Genomic DNA, 17,689 nt, shown 5'->3' on the forward strand with positions numbered 1-17,689 from the left:
ATTGGTTGGATTCGCGCACACTTCCCAGCATAATGGGCACAATTATGGCGTCAAAGGTTTTATTGTCACCATGACAATCTGGCACCCCACCATCACGACCCAAGGACCCCGCTACCGTGGCATCGCCGATGCCATTGCCCGGGCGATACAGGCCGGTGAACTGGCGCCGGGTCAGCGCCTGCCACCCCAGCGGCGGCTGGCCGACTCGCTTGGCGTCACCGTAGGAACGGTGACCCGCGGCTATGCCGAGGCCGAACGCCAGGGCTGGGTAACCGCTCGGATAGGCAGTGGCACCTATGTGCGCAATGGCGATACCTCGCCAATGACACCCTTGCGGCACAGCCACCCCATGGATGCCGGCACGATCGATCTCAGCCTCAGCCTGCCACCGCCTCACCCACTGCGTGCCGCATCCCTGGGCAGAGCGCTAAAGGGTATCGCCAAGGACGACGAAGTGCTTCAGCGCGCCGTGGCGTTCCAGTCCGAGCGCGGCATTCCTGCCCACCGCGAGCAGTTGGCAGCCTGGATGACAAACCTGGGCATGCCTGTCGAAGGCGAGGAACTGCTGATTACCCAGGGCGGGCAGCACGGCATCAGCCTGGCCCTGCAGGCCCTGACACGCCCGGGCGAACGCATCGCTGCCGATGTGCTTACCTATCCGGGCCTGATCGACGCTGCCCAGCAGTCGCATCTCAAGGTGGTGGGCGTTCCCATGGACGACGAAGGCATGGACATGGAGGCCTTGGCCCGCCTCTGCACCCAGCAGCAGCCCCGACTGATCTATCTGACGCCGGACCAGAACAATCCTACCGGCACGGTACTCAGCCAGAATCGCCGCGAGCGCCTGGTCGAGTTGGCCCGCCGGCATGATTTCCTGATCCTGGAGGACGCTGTTCAGTACCTGCCGGAACAGGAGCGCGGCACCCCGCTCTATCGCCTGGCACCGGAGCGAACCCTGTTCATCTTCAGTACCGCCAAGGTGCTGGCTGGCGGGCTGCGCATTGGTGCCCTGGTGGCCCCTCCCGCGCTGCGGGAGCGCCTCGCCGCTGCACTACGTGCCCAGAGTTGGATGGTGCCCTCGCTGATGGTAGAGGCCGTGTGTCGCTGGGTGGCAAGCGACGACAACACGACGCTGCTCGACTGGCAAACACGGGAATTGGGGGAGCGTCAGTCACTTGCCCGGGAGATGCTCACCGGCTTCGACGTCGGCGGCCGACCCCATGCCGCCAACCTGTGGCTGCCATTACCGGAAGGGCTGCGCAGCGCAGTGCTGCAGGAAGCACTGGCACGACGCGACGTCCTGGTCACCAGCGCCGAACCCTTCTGCGTCGGCAGCGAGCCCGCTCCCCAGGCGCTGCGTCTGTGTCTCAGTGCCGCCCCATCACGGGAGGCACTGGCCAAGGCGCTGGATATCTTGGTGGAGCTGTTGAATGAGCCCCCCGCCGCGCCTTGGCGAATGGTGTGAGCAACGACGTCTCGCCTCAGGGTCAGGCGCGTTGGTCCAGAAGGGCTGACGCATGCCAGGCGATCATGCGCTCCTCGTCGGTGGGTATCACCCACAGGCCCACCCGGCTGTTTGCCGCTGCGATGTCGGGAGCATCGGCCTGATTGGCAGCCGGGTCGAGGGCTGTCCCCAGCCATTGGCAGCCTTCCACCACCGCAGCACGTACCGGGGCGGCCCGTTCGCCGATCCCGGCGGTGAACACCAGGTGGTCGAGCCCACCGAGGGCGGCGGCTAGGCTGCCGATCTCGCTGACGATACGGTAGACGAACAGTTCGATAGCCTCGGCCGCCTCGGGTGCATCGCTCTGCAACAGTTCGCGCATGTCGCCGCTGATGCCTGAGAGCCCGAGCAGGCCGGACTCCTTGTAGAGCATCTGCTGAACGGCTTCGGGCGGCATGCCTTCCTGAAGGATCAGATGTAATACCAGCCCCGGATCGAGGCTGCCGCTGCGGGTGCCCATCATCAGCCCTTCCACGGCGGTGAAGCCCATGGTGGAAGCCACGCTCTTGCCGTTACGAATGGCGCAGAGGCTGGCCCCGTTGCCCAGGTGGGCGACGATCACCCTACCCGCCCTTGCTTCACCACCATGCGTCGGCTGTATCCGGTCGTTCAGGGAACGGTTGATGTAGTCGTAGGAGAGCCCGTGGAAGCCGTAGCGGATGACCCCGGCGTCGCGATACCGCCGCGGCAGGGGAAAGGTCCGAGCCACGCCGGGCTGGTCGGCATGAAAGGCGGTGTCGAAGCAGGCCACCTGGGGCAGGTCGGGCCGAAGTGTCGCAAGGGCACGAACCGGCGCCAGGCCGTAGGGCTGGTGCAGTGGCGCCAGCGGCACCAGTGCCTCGAGGGCATCCAGCGTGTCGGCGTCGAGGCGAATTGGTTCGACGTAGTCGCGGCCGCCATGCACGATGCGATGCCCTATCGCACCGATATCGCCGAGATCCGGGTGCGCCTCGATCCAGGCCAGCAGCTTGGACAGCGCCCCATCGTGGTCGAGATCGGCTGGCACTTCGCTCAGCGCAGAGCCGGCCAAGCCAGGGTCCAGCGCCTCGCCCTCCCCATCCTTGAGGCTCAGTCGAGCCTGGCTGCCGAGCCCGGCAAAGTGGCCGCGATAGCGCAGCTGCAGGTCCTTCGGCTGGGCCTCCGACGTGGCGCCGAACAGGGCGAACTTGATGCTGGAGGAGCCGCTGTTGATGACCAGTATCTCTCGCATCAGCCGTGCTCCCGCTTCTTGTACTCGGCCACCAGCAGCGCCAGGGCGCAGGAAGCCATACGGGTGATGGCGTCGTCGGCACGGCTGGTGAGCACGATGGGCACCCGCGCCCCCACCACCAGGCCGGCGCCGGTGGCATCGGCCAGGTAGGTCAGCTGTTTCATCAGCATGTTGGCTGATTCGAGATCCGGTGCCACCAGGATATCCGCCCGACCCGCCACCGGCGAGACGATCCCCTTGGCGGCAGCAGCAGCCTCGGAAACGGCATTGTCGAAGGCCAGCGGACCGTCGATGGTTCCGCCACGTATCTGCCCCCGCTCGGCCATCTTGCACAGCGCAGCGGCTTCCAGGGTGGAGGCGATCTTGGGGTTGACGGTTTCAACCGCCGAAAGTATTGCCACATTGGGGTTGGCGTTACCCAGTGCGTGGGCCAGGTCGATGGCGTTCTGGACGATATCCATCTTGTTGGCCAGCGTAGGGTAGATATTGATCGCGGCATCGGTGATGAACAGTGGCCGCGGATAGGTCGGCACGTCGAAGGCCATCACATGGCTCAAGCAGCGCTCGGTTCGCAGCCCCGTGTCGCGCTTGACCACTTCATGAAGCAGCTCCTCGGTGTGCAGCGCCCCTTTCATCAGCGCCCCCACCCTGCCGGAGCGGGTCATGGCAACCGCTTCGGCGGCTGCCGCATGGCTGTGGGGGACATCGACCAGTTCGAACTCGGCAATATCGATGCCAGCCGCCTCGGCGGCGGCACGGATTTTCATCTCGGGTCCCACCAGTACCGGCCGAATCAGTCCTTGGCGGGCCGACTCGGCAGCCCCCAGGATCGAGACCTCGTCCACCGGATGCACCACGGCCATATCGACCGGCTCGGGATGCTCCGCCGCCGCCAGCATCTCATGCAGTCGCGCTCGCTCGGCCATGCGAATCTGCGGCAACACGGTACGAGTGCGACGAATCTTCTCGGTGGGCGCCTGTACCTCTGCCTCGCCTTCGATCACCGTATCGCCATTCTGGTTGGTACAGCGACAGTCGAAGACGATACGCTTGCGCTGCTCATCCTTGGCGCGTACACGAACGCTGACTCGCAGCACATCGCCTAGCCTCACCGGCTTGAGAAAGCGCAGGGTCTGTCCCAGGTAGATCGTCCCAGGACCCGGCAGCTCGGTGCCGAGCACGGTGGAAATCAGGGCCCCACCCCACATGCCATGGGCGACGACTTCCTGGAACCGAGTACTCTTGGCAAAGTCGTCATCAAGATGGGCCGGGTTGATGTCTCCCGACATGATGGCAAACAGCTTGATGTCATCCAGCGTAAGTCGCTTCTCGATCGATGCGCTCTCGCCTGGCTCGATCTCGTCGAATGTCCGATTCTCGATCTGGTCACTGCTGTCCATAAGCCCTAAGTCTCCTTGCGCTTCGTTCATCCCAGCATACTGCGGCGCAGCAAATCCTGTCAGTGTTTATCCCCAACTATATGACCGATATCAAGCTATGAGCCGACTTGCGCATGCGGTTAACTGTCCAACTATAGTGAGTGAGTTACGCAAATCACGGGGAATACAACATGCATCAGTATCTCAACGACCCCACTCTCGCCGTGCCTGTCTTTCCCGGGAGCCACATCGTCATGGATGACGGTTACATCTTTCTATCGGGACTGACGGTTACCGATATTCAGGGTGGCGAATCGGTGGTGGGCGACATTGCCGAAGAGACCCGGTGGGTCATGCGACGCCTGGCACGCATGCTGGAATACGCCGGCGCGAGCCTGGCACACACCGTGAGAGTGGACATTCACCTGACAAACCTGGATACGATTCACACCATGGATGCGGCCTATGCCGAGTTCTTCGAAGGCCATCGCTACCCGGCCCGGACCTGTACCGAATCGGCACGCCTCAGCGGTTCCTCGAACGTGGAGATAACCCTTGTTGCCCGCCGCCCTGGAGAAAAGGACTCAGACAACAAACGCTGATCAGGCTCACCGGCCGCAGCGGCATCGAGGCAGCCTCAAAGCGTCATGCCAGGCTCGACCGTATACCCAAGGTCGATCACGGCCTCACCCATGGCATTACCGTGGATACGATTGAGCAGCTCACTGGCCGCCCTGTGCCCGATCGCCTGACGCGGGGTGATGACACTCGCCAGCCGCGGTGACATCACCTGACCCACGTCGTGGCCATGGAAGCCGGCGATAGCCATCTGCTTCGGCACTCGGATTCCGCGGCGCAGGCACTCAAAATAGGCGCCGACGGCGACATCGTCGTTGGTACAGAATATGCCATCGGTTTCGGGATGCTCTGCCAGAATTTCATCCAGCAGCGCGGCTCCCACACTATAGGACGAACGCTGGCTCCGCTGTAGGGTGATGGGCTGCAGTCCATGCTCCTCCATCGCCTGACGATACCCCTGTTCGCGCTGGCGGGTGCGCTCGTCCAAGCGCACGGCCAAGTAAACGATATGGCGCCGTCCGCGTCGTACCATCTCGCTGATCATGTCATAGCCGGCGCGGACATTATCGAAACCCACCGCCTGGTGCAGCGGCGGCGTCAGCGAATCCATGATCTCCACGGTGGGTATGCCGGCAGTTTCCAGCATCCGGCAGGTGCGAGCGGTATGCAGGCTGTCGGAGAGGATCACCCCGTCAACGTTGTAGGAGAGCAGTGACGCCAGGCTGCGCTCTTCAAGCTCCTGGCTGTAACCGTAGTGGGAAAGCATCAAGTGATAGCCGAGGGGTTCAGTGACCTCCTCAATGCCGACCAGCACATCGGCAAACACCTGGTTGGTCAACGACGGCACCAGCACGCCAATGGAGTGGCTCGTTGCCCGGGAGAGCAGGTCGGGAGCACGATTGGGGATATAGCCGACCTGCTCCGCCGCGGCGAAGATACGCTCACACAGTCCTTCGGAGACGGTGGTCGGGTCGCGCAGGGCACGGCTGACGGTCATCTTCGTCGCACCGACGCGGTCGGCGATATCCTGGAGTGTTGGGCGTTTTTTCTTCACGGCGTCCCGGCCTGCTGGTGAGTATCCTGAGCAAGGGGTCGGCTCAGAGCCGAATACCTTAAACCATTCATGCTCCGACAGCATTACCCGGCCTGGCGTCACGACATTTCATGCTGCCTTAGCCAACGCGCGAATTCACCGGCAATCGTTTCCGGCGGCAGCGAGATGTCCAACCCCAGTGCCTCGTCATCATCGGGCGGCTCCAGGTCGGCCAGTTGGCTATCCAACATGCTATCGCCCTTGAAGAAGTGGCCCTGCCGCGTAGACAGACGCTCAAGCAGCAGATCGCGGTCACCCCGCAGGTAGAGAATGGCCAGCACCGGATCTCCCTGGCGCAATATGTCCCGATATCGCGCCTTCAGCGCGGAGCAGGCAATCACTACCGACTCATTGCGCCGTCGATGTTCGTCAAACAGGCCGGCCAGGGTGTCGAGCCACTCCTGACGATCCGCATCGGTGAGGGGCACGCCACGGCCCATCTTTTCGATGTTCCCAGGCGAGTGATAGCCGTCACCGTCGATGAAATTGACCCCCAGATTCTCAGCCAGCAACCGCCCGATGTGCGACTTGCCCGAGCCGGAGACGCCCATGACCAGGATGCGATACGAAGTTGCCTTCACGGAAGCCTCCCGGTCAGTTGCCGCGCACGGCGGTGATATCGGGCAGCCAGGTGACGATGCCGGGGCTGGCCGTTTCCGCTGGCGCCCAGGCACTGACCGTCATCTCCTTTGGCGGTGCGTCCGGTGACGCCATGCAGCAGGCCTACTACGGCCCCTTCCAGGAGAGCACGGGTGTCAATCTCACGCCGGGCGACTACAACGGTGAGCTGTCGCGCATCCGGGCCATGGTCGAGACCGGCAATGTCAGCTGGGATCTCGTGGAGATGGAGTCACCCGAGCTGGTCCGCGGCTGTTTCGAGGGGCTGTTCGAGCCCATCGACTGGGGCCGGCTTGGCCTGGGTAATGAACTGATCGACTCGGCATTCGATGAGTGCGGTGTCGGCACCTTCGTCTGGTCCACGGTGCTGGCCTACGATGCCGACGCCCTGGATACGCCGCCGACATCCTGGGCCGATTTCTGGGATGTGGAGCAGTTCCCCGGTACCCGTGGCCTGCGTCGCGGCGCCAAGTACACGCTGGAGTTCGCGCTCATGGCCGATGGCGTGCCGGCCGATGAGGTCTATGAGGTGCTCGAGTCGCCGGAAGGCGTCGACCGCGCCTTTGCCAAGCTCGACGAGATCAAGGAGCACATCCAGTGGTGGGAGGCGGGTGCACAGCCGCCCCAGTGGCTGGTTGCCGGTGACGTGGTCATGACCTCTTCCTACAACGGCCGCATCGCCGCCGCCCAGGAAGAAGGCAGCAACCTGGAGATCGTCTGGAACGAAAGCATCTACGACCTGGATTACTGGGCCATCGTGGCGGGCAGCGAGTATGTCGACGAAGCCTACGACTTCATCATCTTCGCCAGCCAGCCTGAGAACCAGGCCGCCTACTCCAGCCTGATTCCCTATGGCCCGGTGCATCCGGATGCCATTGCCCAGCTCGATGAAGAGCAGGCGCGGCGCATGCCAACCCATGAAGAGAACATGGAAGGTGCGCTGGCCGTGGATACCGCTTTCTGGGTCGACTACGGCGAGGAGCTGGAGCAGCGCTTCAACGCCTGGGCGGCGCGCTGATCCCACGACGTCGGCAGCGGCTTACCGGCCGCTGCCCCGTTTCTTGCGGCGTGTCCCGACCCGCTGGGTCACGCCGGTCTTCATCAGTGGGAGAAGGCCATGACCACGACCATTGCGGCTTCGCAGCCGCCATCCAGGCCGGCGGGTACGCTCAAGGCCCAGCTACGTCGCGCCGAGCGGCTGCGTAAGTGGAAGGCCTTCGGGCTGGTCGCACCGCTGGCGCTGTTTCTGATTGTCGTCTTTGTCATGCCCATCGGCAGCATGCTGTGGCGCAGCGTCGACAACACCGAGCTGGAATCCGTCATGCCGCTCACCACGGCCGGTTTGCAGCGATGGGACGGTACCGGACTGCCCGATGAGTCCACCATGGCATCCTTCGCCGCAGAGCTGCGCGACTCGCGCCAGGGGGGCGGGCTGGGGCGCATCGGGCGCCGCCTCAACTATGAGGATACTCAGTACCGCAGCCTGCTGATGCGCACCTTGCGCGGCCTGCCTGCGAGCCTGGAGGGCGATGCCGATTGGACCACCACCCTTATCGAGATCGATGAGGCCTGGGGCGAAACTGCCACCTGGCTGGGTATCCAACGCGCAGCACCGCCGACCACGGACCGCTATCTGCTGGCGTCGGTGGATCTCGAGCGCGGCGACACCGGCCAGATTCAACGTATCGGTGAAGGCGACCGTCTCTATCAGGCGGTATTCCAGCGTACCCTGGTGATCGCCGGAGGCGTCACGCTGATCTGCCTCGCACTGGGTTTTCCGCTGGCCTACCTGCTGGCCACGCTGCCGGCGAAAACCAGTAACCTGCTGATGATACTGGTGCTATTGCCATTCTGGACATCGCTGCTGGTGCGCACAGCGGCCTGGATCATCCTGTTGCAGTCCAATGGCCTGGTGAACCAGTCACTGATGGCCACGGGCGTAATCGACTCTCCGCTACAGCTGGTGTTCAACCGCATCGGCGTCTTCTTCGCCATGGTGCATATCCTGCTGCCGTTCATGGTGCTGCCGCTGTACAGCGTGATGAAGGGCATCTCGCCCAGCTACCAGCGCGCTGCCGTGTCGCTGGGCGCGCATCCCTTTGCCGCCTTCTGGCAGGTCTACGTTCCCCAGACGATTTCCGGCATCGCGGCAGGCACGATCCTCGTCTTCATCATGGCGCTGGGCTACTACATCACTCCGGCCCTGGTAGGCGGACCGGCAGACCAGATGGTCAGCTACTACGTGGCCTACTACACCAACAGCACCAATAACTGGGGTATGGCAGCGGCACTTGGCAGCATCCTGCTGGTGGTAACGCTGATGCTCTACCTGGTTTACCACCGCTTGGTGAACCGCAAGCAGATGATCCGGCACTGACCGCTCAGGAGAAGAATAATGGCTCTGCCTCCCTATGCATCGCCGATAGAAAAGGTCTGGTTCTGGGTCTTCCGCGGATTCTGCGGTCTGGTCCTGCTGTTTCTGATCACCCCGGTGCTGGTGATCATTCCGCTATCGTTCAGCAGCAGCTCTTTCCTGACCTATCCACTGCCGGGGTTCTCGCTGCGATGGTATGCGGCCATCTTCGATACATCCGGCCCATGGATGGGGGCGCTGAAGAACAGCCTGATCGTGGCGCCACTGGCGACCCTGCTGGCGATGACCTTCGGCACCCTGGCCGCGGTAGGGCTCAATCGGGCCGATTTTCCCGGCAAGGGGCTGATCATTGCGCTGTTGATCTCGCCCATGGTGGTGCCGCTGGTGATCGTCGCCGTGGGCATGTACTTCTTCTTCGCCCAGGTGGGCCTGCTCAACTCCTATGCCGGCCTGGTCCTGGCTCATACCGTGCTGGGGGTGCCCTTCGTCGTGATTACCGTGAACGCCACCCTGCAGGGATTCGACTTCAATCAGGTGCGGGCCGGCGCCAGTCTCGGTGCCAACCCGCTGCGGGTCTTCTTCACCATCATCCTGCCGCAGATCGTCCCCGGGGTGGTCTCCGGCGGCCTGTTCGCCTTTGCCACCTCGTTCGATGAGGTAGTGGTGGCGCTGTTCATCGCCAGCCCCACCGAGCGCACGCTGCCGATCCAGATGTTCTCTGGTATTCGCGAGAACATCAGCCCGGCCATCGCCGCCATGGCCACCATCCTGATCCTGATGTCGACCCTGCTGCTGGTGACCATGGAACTGCTGAGACGGCGCAGCGAGCGGTTGAAAGGGGCAATCTGAACAGCGCGCCTATAATTTTGTTGTGGCACCTCTGCGCCCCGCCTTCGCGGGGCGTATCGCGTTTGGAGCCTATGTGCAGCGACGCATGTACTGAAGACGACAGGGAAGCTGGCAAGGTAAGCTATGGCGGCAGGTGGACTGGCGATGCCGGCCGGGCCGCTGGTTGGATTCTCGGCTTCACGACTTAAGGGGTCATGGTGAAAGACTTTCTGATTATCGGTGGAGGCGTCATCGGCATGATGACCGCCTGGCAGCTGGCTGCTGCCGGGCATACCGTCACCCTGGTGGAGCGAGGAAAGTGCGGGCAGGAAGCGTCATGGTCCGGGGGAGGTATCGTCTCGCCCCTCTACCCCTGGCGCTACAGCGAGCCGGTCTCCAACCTGGCGCAGCAGGCCGGGGACGAGTACGCCGCGCTGACGGCACAGCTGTTGGAGGCGACGGGTATCGATGCCGAGTATCGCCAGAAGGGGCTGCTCTACCTGCGGGTCGACGATGGCGACAGGGCATTCGAGTGGGCGAAACGTGCCAACAAGCCGCTTGAGGCTGTCGATGCGGCATTCATCTACCGGAAGGAGCCCTGGTTGGCGGCAGGCCTGCCCAGTGGCCTTTGGATGCCGACCCTGGGCAGTGTCCGCAACCCACGGCTCTGTCAGGCACTGCGAGCCCATCTCATGACGTTGCCCGGCGTTACCCTGCATGAGGGGGCATCGGTCGAAGCACTGTGCATGGAAGAAGGGCGTGTCACAGGGGCGGTTACCTCCCAGGGACGTATCACGGGAGGGCAGGTGATTGTGTGCGGCGGTGCCTGGAGCGGGGTCCTGCTGGGTAGCATCGGGGTCGCGCTACCTGTGCGCCCCGTGAAGGGCCAGATGATGCTGTTCCGCACGCCGCCGATGCCCGGAGGCAGGCAGCTGCTGGAGCGCGTGGTGCTCGCCGATGGACGCTATCTGATTCCGCGAGCCGACGGCCGTGTGCTTGTCGGCTCGACCCTGGAGCAGGTGGATTTCGACAAACGCCCCACCGAGGCGGCGCGGGACTCGCTGCGACAGAGCGCCATTGCCATGTTGCCGGCACTGGCCGAGTGCGAGATCGAGCACCACTGGGCCGGGCTCCGGCCCGCGGCGCCGGATGGCATTCCGTTCATCGGCGCGGTGCCCGGCATCGAGGGACTCCATGTCAATGCCGGGCACTATCGCAACGGTCTGGTGCTGGCGCCGGCGGCGACACGGCTGCTGGTCGACCAGCTGTTGGGTCGACCCACCCGGATCGACCCCGCGCCCTACCAGCCCTCGAAGCGCCTCCGGGAGCGGGGTTGTAGCGAAACAGAGGATGGCGAGACTTTCTTGCTCTAGGGGTTCATCCGCTGCGCTGCCTGGATCGCCGTCAAGGCGATGGTATAGACGATGTCGTCTACCAGGGCGCCTCGGGAGAGATCGTTCACCGGCTTGTTGAGGCCCTGCAGCATGGGGCCGACGCTGACCACCCGGGCGCTGCGCTGTACCGCCTTGTAGGTGGTGTTGCCGGTGTTGAGGTCGGGGAAGACGAACACCGTGGCGCGCCCGGCCACCGGTGAATCGGGCGCCTTCTGGCGGCCGACGCTCTCGATGGCGGCGGCATCGTACTGCAGCGGCCCGTCGATCAGCAGGTCCGGCGCCTGCTGGCGGGCCAGCCGGGTGGCCTCGCGCACCTTCTCCACGTCGACGCCGCTGCCCGACTCGCCGGTGGAGTAGCTGATCATGGCGACCCGGGGCTCGATACCGAAGGCCTGGGCGGAGCGGGCGCTCTGGATGGCGATCTCGGCCAGCGCCTCGGCGTCGGGGTCGGGATTGACCGCGCAGTCGCCATAGACCACCACCTGCTCGGGCAGCAGCATGAAGAAGATCGACGATACCTGGCGGTAGTCGGGGGCGGTCTTGATCAGCTGGAAGGCCGGGCGCACCGTATTGGCGGTGGTATGGATCGCCCCCGAAACCAGGCCATCGACCTCGTCGAGCTGCAGCATCATGGTGCCCAGTACCACATTGTCCTGGAGCTGATCCTCGGCGGTCAGCGCGTTAACCTTGCCGCCGCGCCGTTCGACCATGGGCGCGATGTAGCGGACCCGTATCGATTCCGGGTCGATGATCTCCAGCCCTTCCGGCAGCTCGATGCCGCGGTTTCGCGCCACCTCCTCGACCTCTTCTCGACGTGCCAGCAGCACGCAGCGGGCGATCCCTCGCTGTTGGCAGATGGCGGCGGCTTCCACGGTGCGCGGTTCGCTGCCTTCGGGCAGGACGATGCGTCGGTCCGCCTGCTGGGCGAGCTTGACCAGCTGGTAGCGGAAGGCCGAGGGCGAGAGCCGGCTGGCATAGCCTCGGCTCAGGTGGTCCTTCAGCCACTGCAGGTCGATGTGTTCGGCCACGAAGCGCGTCACCTGTTCGGCGCGTTCCAGGTCGTCCATGGGAATGTCATTGCCCATCCGCCCCAGGTCCTTGGCCGTGGTGAAGCTGTCGGTATCCACGGCCAGCACGGGCATGCCTGTCTTCAGGGCGGGACGGCACATCTCGATCATGTTGTCGTTGGGCATGTAGCCGTTGGTCAGCAGGACCCCGGCCATGGGCACACCGTTCATGGTGGCCAGCGCCGAGGCGAGCACGATGTCGTCACGATCGCCCGAGGTGACGATGAGGTTGCCGGGACGGAAGGCATGGAGGGCGTTGGCGGCGCTACGGGCGCAGAGACTGGTGGAGAGCACCCGGCGGTTGGCCGCATCGCCCTCACTGAGGAAGCGCGCGTTCAGGGCACGGGCCACGTCGACGACCCGCGGGGCGATCAGGGCGGCGTTATAGGGCACCACGCCGATCAGGTGGAAGCGGTCGGTGGCCAGGGCTGGCGAATAACGTCGCAGCTCGGCCAGCAGGCGCTCATCGACCTGCATGCGGCCGCCGGGAGCGAGCAGGGGCGGCGCTTCGCTGCCGGGCGGGTTGGGCATGCGCATGAGGATGCAGCCCAGGGTGCGAGCGGAGCCGATGCCGCCGAAGGCCTGGGCATGCATGTCCAACTGCTCGGCCAGGACTCGGGGTTCGACCGTGTCACCGCTGCCCACCAGGATGATGCGGGCATTGAGGGCGTGGGCCAAGTGGGTGTTGAGCTGTGTGGCGTAGGTGCCATGAGCCGTCGGCACCACCCCTTCCACCACGATCAGTTCCGGTGCTGTTCCCGCCTGGCGCTCGATGGCCTGGTCATGCAGTTCGATCACCTGCTCCATGAGCACATCGAGCCGGTCCTGGCGCAGCAGCCGCTCCATCTCGGCCTGGGGCATGGGTGGCGGCGCCTCCAGCCCCAGGGTACTGCTGACCAAGGCGGTGGAACGGTCGGGTCCGGGGCCGTTGAGTTCGTCCTGGCGAAACGGCTTCAGGAAGCCGGCCTTGAGGCCGATGGTGTCGAGGGCCTGCATCAGGCCCAGGCTAGCCGATGTCAGCCCGACACCCACGCTGGTCGGCACCATCAGCAGGACCTGGGGTTGCGGGCGGGCATTGCGTGGTGTCATGGGGTGGTCTCGTCCAGTAGCTGGCGGGTTTCTTTGGCGATGCGGCCCTCTTCATCGGTGGGGATGACCCAGAGGCGAGGTGCCGCCGGATGCCCCCCGTCGATGCGGCCTTCGCGTCCACGCACCGTCTGGGCGTTGACGGCACGATCCAGGCCCAGGCCGAAGTGGGGCAGATGGCTGACGACCTTTTCGCGGACCAGCGGCGAGTTCTCGCCGATGCCGCCGGTAAAGACAATACCGTCGAGGCGGGGCAGGGCGCAGGAGAGCGCTGCCAGTGATTTGGCGATGCGATAGCAGAAGACCTCAATGGCCAGCCGGGCGTTCTCGTGCCCTTCGCTGGCGGCGATTTCCAGCTCGCGCATGTCGTTGGTCAGCCCGGAGAGACCCAGCAGGCCACTGCCGCGATTGAGGACCTCATCGATGCGCTCCAGGCTCCAGCCGAGCTGGCGTGCCAGGTGGGCGTGAAGCCCGGGATCCACGTCGCCGCTTCGGGTGCCCATCACCAAGCCTTCGAGCGGGGTCAGGCCCATGCTGGTGTCGAGGCTGCGGCCCTCCCAGACGGCACAGGTGGAGCAGCCATTTCCCAAGTGTGCGGTCAGCCAGCCACCTTCGATGCCGCTCAGGGCATCGGCACGCTCGCTGACGTAAGCGTGGCTGGTGCCATGGAAGCCGTAGCGACGGATGCCGTGATCACGGTAGAGCGCTTCCGGCAGAGCGTAGCGGAAGGCTTGGGGTGGCAATGACTGGTGAAAGGCCGTATCGAACACGGCCACTTGCGGGAGATCGGGAAACAGCTTGCATGTGGCCGCCACGCCTTCCAGGTTGGCGGGGTTGTGCAGCGGGGCCAGGGCGGCGGTGGCCTCGATGGCTGCTATCACTTCATCGTCGAGCCGCGCGGCCCGCGTGAAGCGCTCGCCGCCGTGAACGATGCGATGGCCAACGGCGGCGGGCCGGTGGCCCTCGAGATGCTCCAGGATGGCCTCTAGCGCCCGGGTATGATCGGCGCCGGGCAGGGCCTTCTCGAAACGCTCGCTGCGGCTGTCGATACCCTTCAGGAAGGCGTCGCTGCTGCCCAGGCGTTCGGCAATGCCAGCGAGGCGCGGCTGGTCCGCTGCGGCGGGTATCAGCGCGTACTTGATCGAGGACGAGCCACAGTTGATGACCAGTACCGAAGCGTTCATCGGTTCTCCCGGTGGTATGAGTTAGGGAAACACTGCATAAATGTCTGCGCGTGCGAATCACTGCGTTGCGCGGTGCTGGTGCGCCAGCCCGGTCGAAATCCTCACCTATACCCCATAGGCTCCGGTTGACTCTCAGCCTACGGCTTCTCGCCCCTTCGGGGCCAGCCTACGGCTGTTTGTCGCTTCGCTCGGTTCTGTGCTCCGTGCGCCTTGTGCTTCATCCCGCTCGCCGATTTATTCAGCGCTTCATTGGGGGGTAGCATAGACATTAGACCTTAGTCTACCATGAGATGCTTTGCAGGCTATCATTCGATTCGCTCATTGTGCATGACCAGGGAAGAATGGGCTTCTGTTGAAAACGCTGGCATGCTGACCGCCATCCTTCAAACACGGAAAAACCACTCATGTCGTCATCGGCGATGGCCGTACCCGTATTGCTGCCCCGCCATGTTGCCGTCTTGCTTCTGGCCGGTGTCGCCACGCTGTTTGCCGGTAATCATGTGGCGGCTCGCCTGGCCTTCGACGAGGGTACCGGGCTACTGCTGGCCGTACTTGTCCGCTCCGCCGTTGCGCTGGCTGTGCTTGTCATCCTGTTCATGGCCCAGGGCAAGCGCCTGGTGTTGCCGGCGGGGGCGCGACGATGGCAGCTGCTGGCGGGGCTGATGGTGGCGGTACAGAGCCTCTGCCTCTACTCGTCGGTGGCCCGCATACCGGTGGTGGTGGCGCTGTTGCTGATGAACACCTTTCCCATACAGCTGGCACTGCTGTCCTGGGCGTTGGGGGGGCCGCGTCCGACCCTGCGGGCGGCGTTGATCATGGCCGTGATCCTGGCGGGGCTGGTGGTGGTACTCGACGTGCCGACCCTGGTGGCTTCGCCCCAGGCCCTGGGAGAGGAGTGGCTGACGGGCGTGGCCTTCGGTCTCGGCGCCGCTACCGCCTTCTCCTTTGCGCTGTGGATCACCGAGCATCGCCTTGCCGAGGTGGGCAGCACCCTGCGCAGCCTGCTCACCATGCTGACGGTGCTTGTCGCCATGCTGCTGGCCGGTGCGATGAGCCTGGTGCCCGGTGGAATGGCGCTGCCGGCGAGTGCCACCGGCTGGGCGGGGCTGGTGTCACTGGCCGTACTCTACAGCGTGGCGTTTTCGGTACTCTTCATCAGCGTGCCGCGGCTGGAGATGGCCCGCAATGCGCCGGTGATGAACGTTGAACCGGTGGCCTCGCTGGTGCTGGGCTACCTGGTGCTGGGGCAGATGTTGAGCAGCATACAACTGATCGGCGGGGGGATCGTGCTGGGTGGCATCGTGCTGTTGAGTCTTTCACGGCGTCCCTGACAAGGAGGAAGTTTTTTCAGTCGGGAAATTCACTTGCGTGATTGCCACAGTTGTACCAGACTTCCTCTGCGTGTAAGGAAACGCTGTTTCTTAATGGAGGTGCATCATGAAACTGCTAGCCATTCCCGCTGCCCTATTGATCACCGGCGCCTTCGCAACCGCAGCCCAGGCCCAGTATCAGGTACCGATGTACCCTCAAGGCTATGTCGGTGGTGATGCCATGTTCTGGGATCTCAATCCCGATGGCGCTTCGTCCACCAACTCGACGGGGCTACGCATCAGAGGTGGCGCCCAGTTCAACGAATTCTTCGCCGCAGAGGCTCACGTGGGTGCCGGCGGCTCCGACGGGGATGTCGAGCTGGACTACCTGGTGGGTGCTTATGCAAAGGGCATTGCGCCTATTTCAGAAGAGTTTCGGCTTTACGGCCTGGTGGGCATGACTGAAGTCGATTTCGATATGGACCGTGAGAACGGTTTCTCCTATGGAGCCGGCGCCGAGTTCGATGTGGCACCGAACCTGGCGGTGGGTGCTGACTACATGCGCTACCTGGACAAGTCCGACTACACCTTCGATGCGGCAAGTGTCGGTGTACGCTTCCGCTTCTGATCGGACGGCATCAGCCAGGTTCCGGAGTTCATAAGCCATTTTCTCGCCCCTGTCGCCTGACGGGGGCGTTTTGTTTAATGGGCTCCGTGTGTTCCACAAGCTCATGGCTGTTTACAAGCTCAGGGCTGTGGCCAGCGGCCGGTCTCCATCCAGTGTCGAAGATAGTCGGGCAGCAGCTTCAGCTCGCTGCACTCAATGACAGCCACCTCGAGCCCCTGGTTGCGCTGCAGGTCGGTCAGGTGCTGGCGGGCGCAGTCGAATTCGCCGCAGGCCAGCAGTAGGCGGGTGCTGACCAGTCCGGCCGAGTGGTCGAGCATGGCGTGGAGCCGCTTGAGTCCCTGCTCAAGACAGGCATCGGGGCCGGGTCCTGTGGTCAGGCACTCTATGAACAGCAGCTGGTTGTGGTGCGCGGCGAGGCAGTCGGAGACCACGGGCTCGCCGTTGTGCTGCCCGCTGAGATCGAGTATATGGGCCCCACAGCAGGCCTGGTGCAGCCCGACTTCCTGGGCGCAGAGCCAGGTAAATTCGGTTAGCCATCCGCCGCCGAGGTAGAGTGCCCCCGTCAGAGAGGAAAAGCTCACCCGCTGAGGGTCGGCACTCGACCACTCGAGCAAGCCGGCAGCATTCAACTCGCTTAGCGCGTCGGTGCAAGGGAAGTGCGGTGCGCGACTCAGCCGCTGATGGCGGGCGGATGGGTCGAGGCGTAGGCCTTCGCGTGCGTCCGTCGTAACCAGTACGCCCTGGGAACCGTGAACCCGCTCATGGAACTCGCTCAAGAGCCATGCCAGCTTGTCGGCCTGGTGGCCCAAGTAGTGGGTCAAAGCCTTGTGGCGTTCGGCGGCGCTGCGCCAGGCCGGGTTGTCGGACAGCGCCTTGATGCGCTTGCGTCCGTTGGCCTGCAGGAAGGTATCGACATCAAGCACGGACTCGATGGCCACGGCTTCCAGCGTCGAGGGATTCAGTCCCGGCCCCAAGCGATAGAGCGCGCCGGCACGGGTGTCGACATACAGCCAGTCGGCCTTGCAGTGCCTCATGGCCTGCTGGAATAGCAGGGCGGTGAGCTTGTCACTGTCGGCCAGGTCATAGGTGACCGTAAGCCCTGGGGCGTCCTGCTGTTGCTGAGATAGCCATTGGGCCAGGCGAGTGGCGAACTCACTGATGTGTTTCGGATCTCGCTCCGGCATCTCGTCCCACCGATGGAACTCGGTATGGGAGGACAGCTCGTGCTGCAGCAGGATCTGCAGCCGCTCGGCGGTCTGTTGCTGCTGCCGTCCGGCAACCAGCACGACCCGCTGGGGTCGCAGCTGCAGCAGGGGGATCAGGCTGGCTTCGGGGCGCTCTGTCACTAGCGCTACATGCAGGTGGGGCATGGTTTTGTCCTTCTGCACTATATCCTTGCACAAGGGGTGGCATAAGCAGGTACCGGCCACCGTCA

The 17,689-nt window shown here is 64.1% G+C and carries 15 protein-coding genes; 8 read left to right on the forward strand and 7 right to left on the reverse strand.

All coding sequences use genetic code 11. The features are described from left to right. The first annotated feature begins 70 nt into the window (after positions 1–70). Complete coding sequence (locus tag LOKO_RS02895; protein WP_066444806.1) at positions 71–1,465, forward strand: aminotransferase-like domain-containing protein; 1,395 nt, start codon at positions 71–73, stop codon at positions 1,463–1,465. Positions 1,466–1,487: 22 nt separating this feature from the next. Here the strand turns inward: LOKO_RS02895 and LOKO_RS02900 are convergent, their stop codons facing one another. Together LOKO_RS02900 and LOKO_RS02905 are read right to left on the reverse strand one after the other, a co-directional pair. Continuing rightward, entirely contained in the window at positions 1,488–2,714 is a 1,227-nt protein-coding gene (locus LOKO_RS02900) for an acetate/propionate family kinase (RefSeq protein WP_066444808.1), read from the reverse strand. Beyond that, on the reverse strand, positions 2,714–4,114 hold the full coding sequence (locus tag LOKO_RS02905; protein ID WP_066444813.1) for a bifunctional enoyl-CoA hydratase/phosphate acetyltransferase: 1,401 nt from the start codon (positions 4,112–4,114) through the stop codon (positions 2,714–2,716). The genes LOKO_RS02900 and LOKO_RS02905 overlap by 1 nt, the downstream gene beginning before the upstream one ends. Positions 4,115–4,284: 170 nt before the next feature. On the opposite strand from LOKO_RS02905, the gene LOKO_RS02910 reads away from it, so the two are divergent. Beyond that, positions 4,285–4,695, forward strand: coding sequence for a RidA family protein (locus tag LOKO_RS02910; protein ID WP_066444815.1), 411 nt, complete (start codon positions 4,285–4,287; stop codon positions 4,693–4,695). Positions 4,696–4,730: 35 nt separating this feature from the next. On the opposite strand, the gene gntR is transcribed toward LOKO_RS02910, so the two are convergent. Beyond that, positions 4,731–5,726 carry a gluconate operon transcriptional repressor GntR gene (gntR, locus tag LOKO_RS02915; RefSeq protein WP_066444817.1) on the reverse strand — a complete coding sequence of 332 codons (996 nt, stop codon included), beginning with the start codon at positions 5,724–5,726 and terminating at the stop codon, positions 4,731–4,733. A gap of 98 nt (positions 5,727–5,824) precedes the next feature. After that, on the reverse strand, positions 5,825–6,346 hold the full coding sequence (locus LOKO_RS02920; RefSeq protein WP_083517399.1) for a gluconokinase: 522 nt from the start codon (positions 6,344–6,346) through the stop codon (positions 5,825–5,827). Between LOKO_RS02920 and LOKO_RS02925 the strand changes: the two genes are divergently transcribed. From LOKO_RS02925 to thiO, 4 genes are all read left to right on the forward strand, one after another. Continuing rightward, the gene (locus LOKO_RS02925) at positions 6,337–7,401 is read left to right on the forward strand and encodes an ABC transporter substrate-binding protein (protein WP_235588929.1); all 1,065 of its coding nucleotides are present in this window, start codon (positions 6,337–6,339) and stop codon (positions 7,399–7,401) included. The genes LOKO_RS02920 and LOKO_RS02925 overlap by 10 nt on opposite strands. A gap of 99 nt (positions 7,402–7,500) precedes the next feature. Further along, entirely contained in the window at positions 7,501–8,760 is a 1,260-nt protein-coding gene (locus tag LOKO_RS02930) for an ABC transporter permease (RefSeq protein WP_083517400.1), read from the forward strand. Positions 8,761–8,778: 18 nt separating this feature from the next. Next, positions 8,779–9,606, forward strand: coding sequence for an ABC transporter permease (locus LOKO_RS02935; protein WP_066444828.1), 828 nt, complete (start codon positions 8,779–8,781; stop codon positions 9,604–9,606). Positions 9,607–9,803: 197 nt separating this feature from the next. Continuing rightward, a complete protein-coding gene (thiO, locus tag LOKO_RS02940; RefSeq protein WP_066452191.1) occupies positions 9,804–10,958 on the forward strand; it encodes a glycine oxidase ThiO in 1,155 nt (384 codons plus the stop codon). On the opposite strand, the gene pta is transcribed toward thiO, so the two are convergent. After that, positions 10,955–13,135: a phosphate acetyltransferase gene (gene pta, locus LOKO_RS02945; protein WP_066444830.1), complete on the reverse strand. Its 2,181-nt coding sequence runs from the start codon at positions 13,133–13,135 to the stop codon at positions 10,955–10,957. The two genes, thiO and pta, sit on opposite strands and share 4 nt — an antisense overlap. Continuing rightward, a complete protein-coding gene (locus LOKO_RS02950) occupies positions 13,132–14,316 on the reverse strand; it encodes an acetate/propionate family kinase (RefSeq protein WP_066444832.1) in 1,185 nt (394 codons plus the stop codon). The genes pta and LOKO_RS02950 overlap by 4 nt, the downstream gene beginning before the upstream one ends. A 404-nt stretch (positions 14,317–14,720) precedes the next feature. Here LOKO_RS02950 and LOKO_RS02955 point away from each other — a divergent pair, with 404 nt between their 5' ends. Together LOKO_RS02955 and LOKO_RS02960 are read left to right on the forward strand one after the other, a co-directional pair. Continuing rightward, positions 14,721–15,647 (forward strand): EamA family transporter, encoded by a 927-nt coding sequence (locus LOKO_RS02955; protein WP_066444834.1) that lies wholly within the window; start codon positions 14,721–14,723, stop codon positions 15,645–15,647. Between the two features lie 106 nt (positions 15,648–15,753). Continuing rightward, a complete protein-coding gene (locus LOKO_RS02960) occupies positions 15,754–16,254 on the forward strand; it encodes a porin family protein (protein ID WP_066444837.1) in 501 nt (166 codons plus the stop codon). Between the two features lie 119 nt (positions 16,255–16,373). Here the strand turns inward: LOKO_RS02960 and LOKO_RS02965 are convergent, their stop codons facing one another. Further along, positions 16,374–17,624, reverse strand: a complete 1,251-nt coding sequence (locus tag LOKO_RS02965; protein ID WP_066444840.1) for a Card1-like endonuclease domain-containing protein — start codon at positions 17,622–17,624, stop codon at positions 16,374–16,376. Positions 17,625–17,689 lie beyond the last annotated feature (65 nt).

Source organism: Halomonas chromatireducens (assembly GCF_001545155.1).
Classification (GTDB): domain Bacteria; phylum Pseudomonadota; class Gammaproteobacteria; order Pseudomonadales; family Halomonadaceae; genus Halomonas; species Halomonas chromatireducens.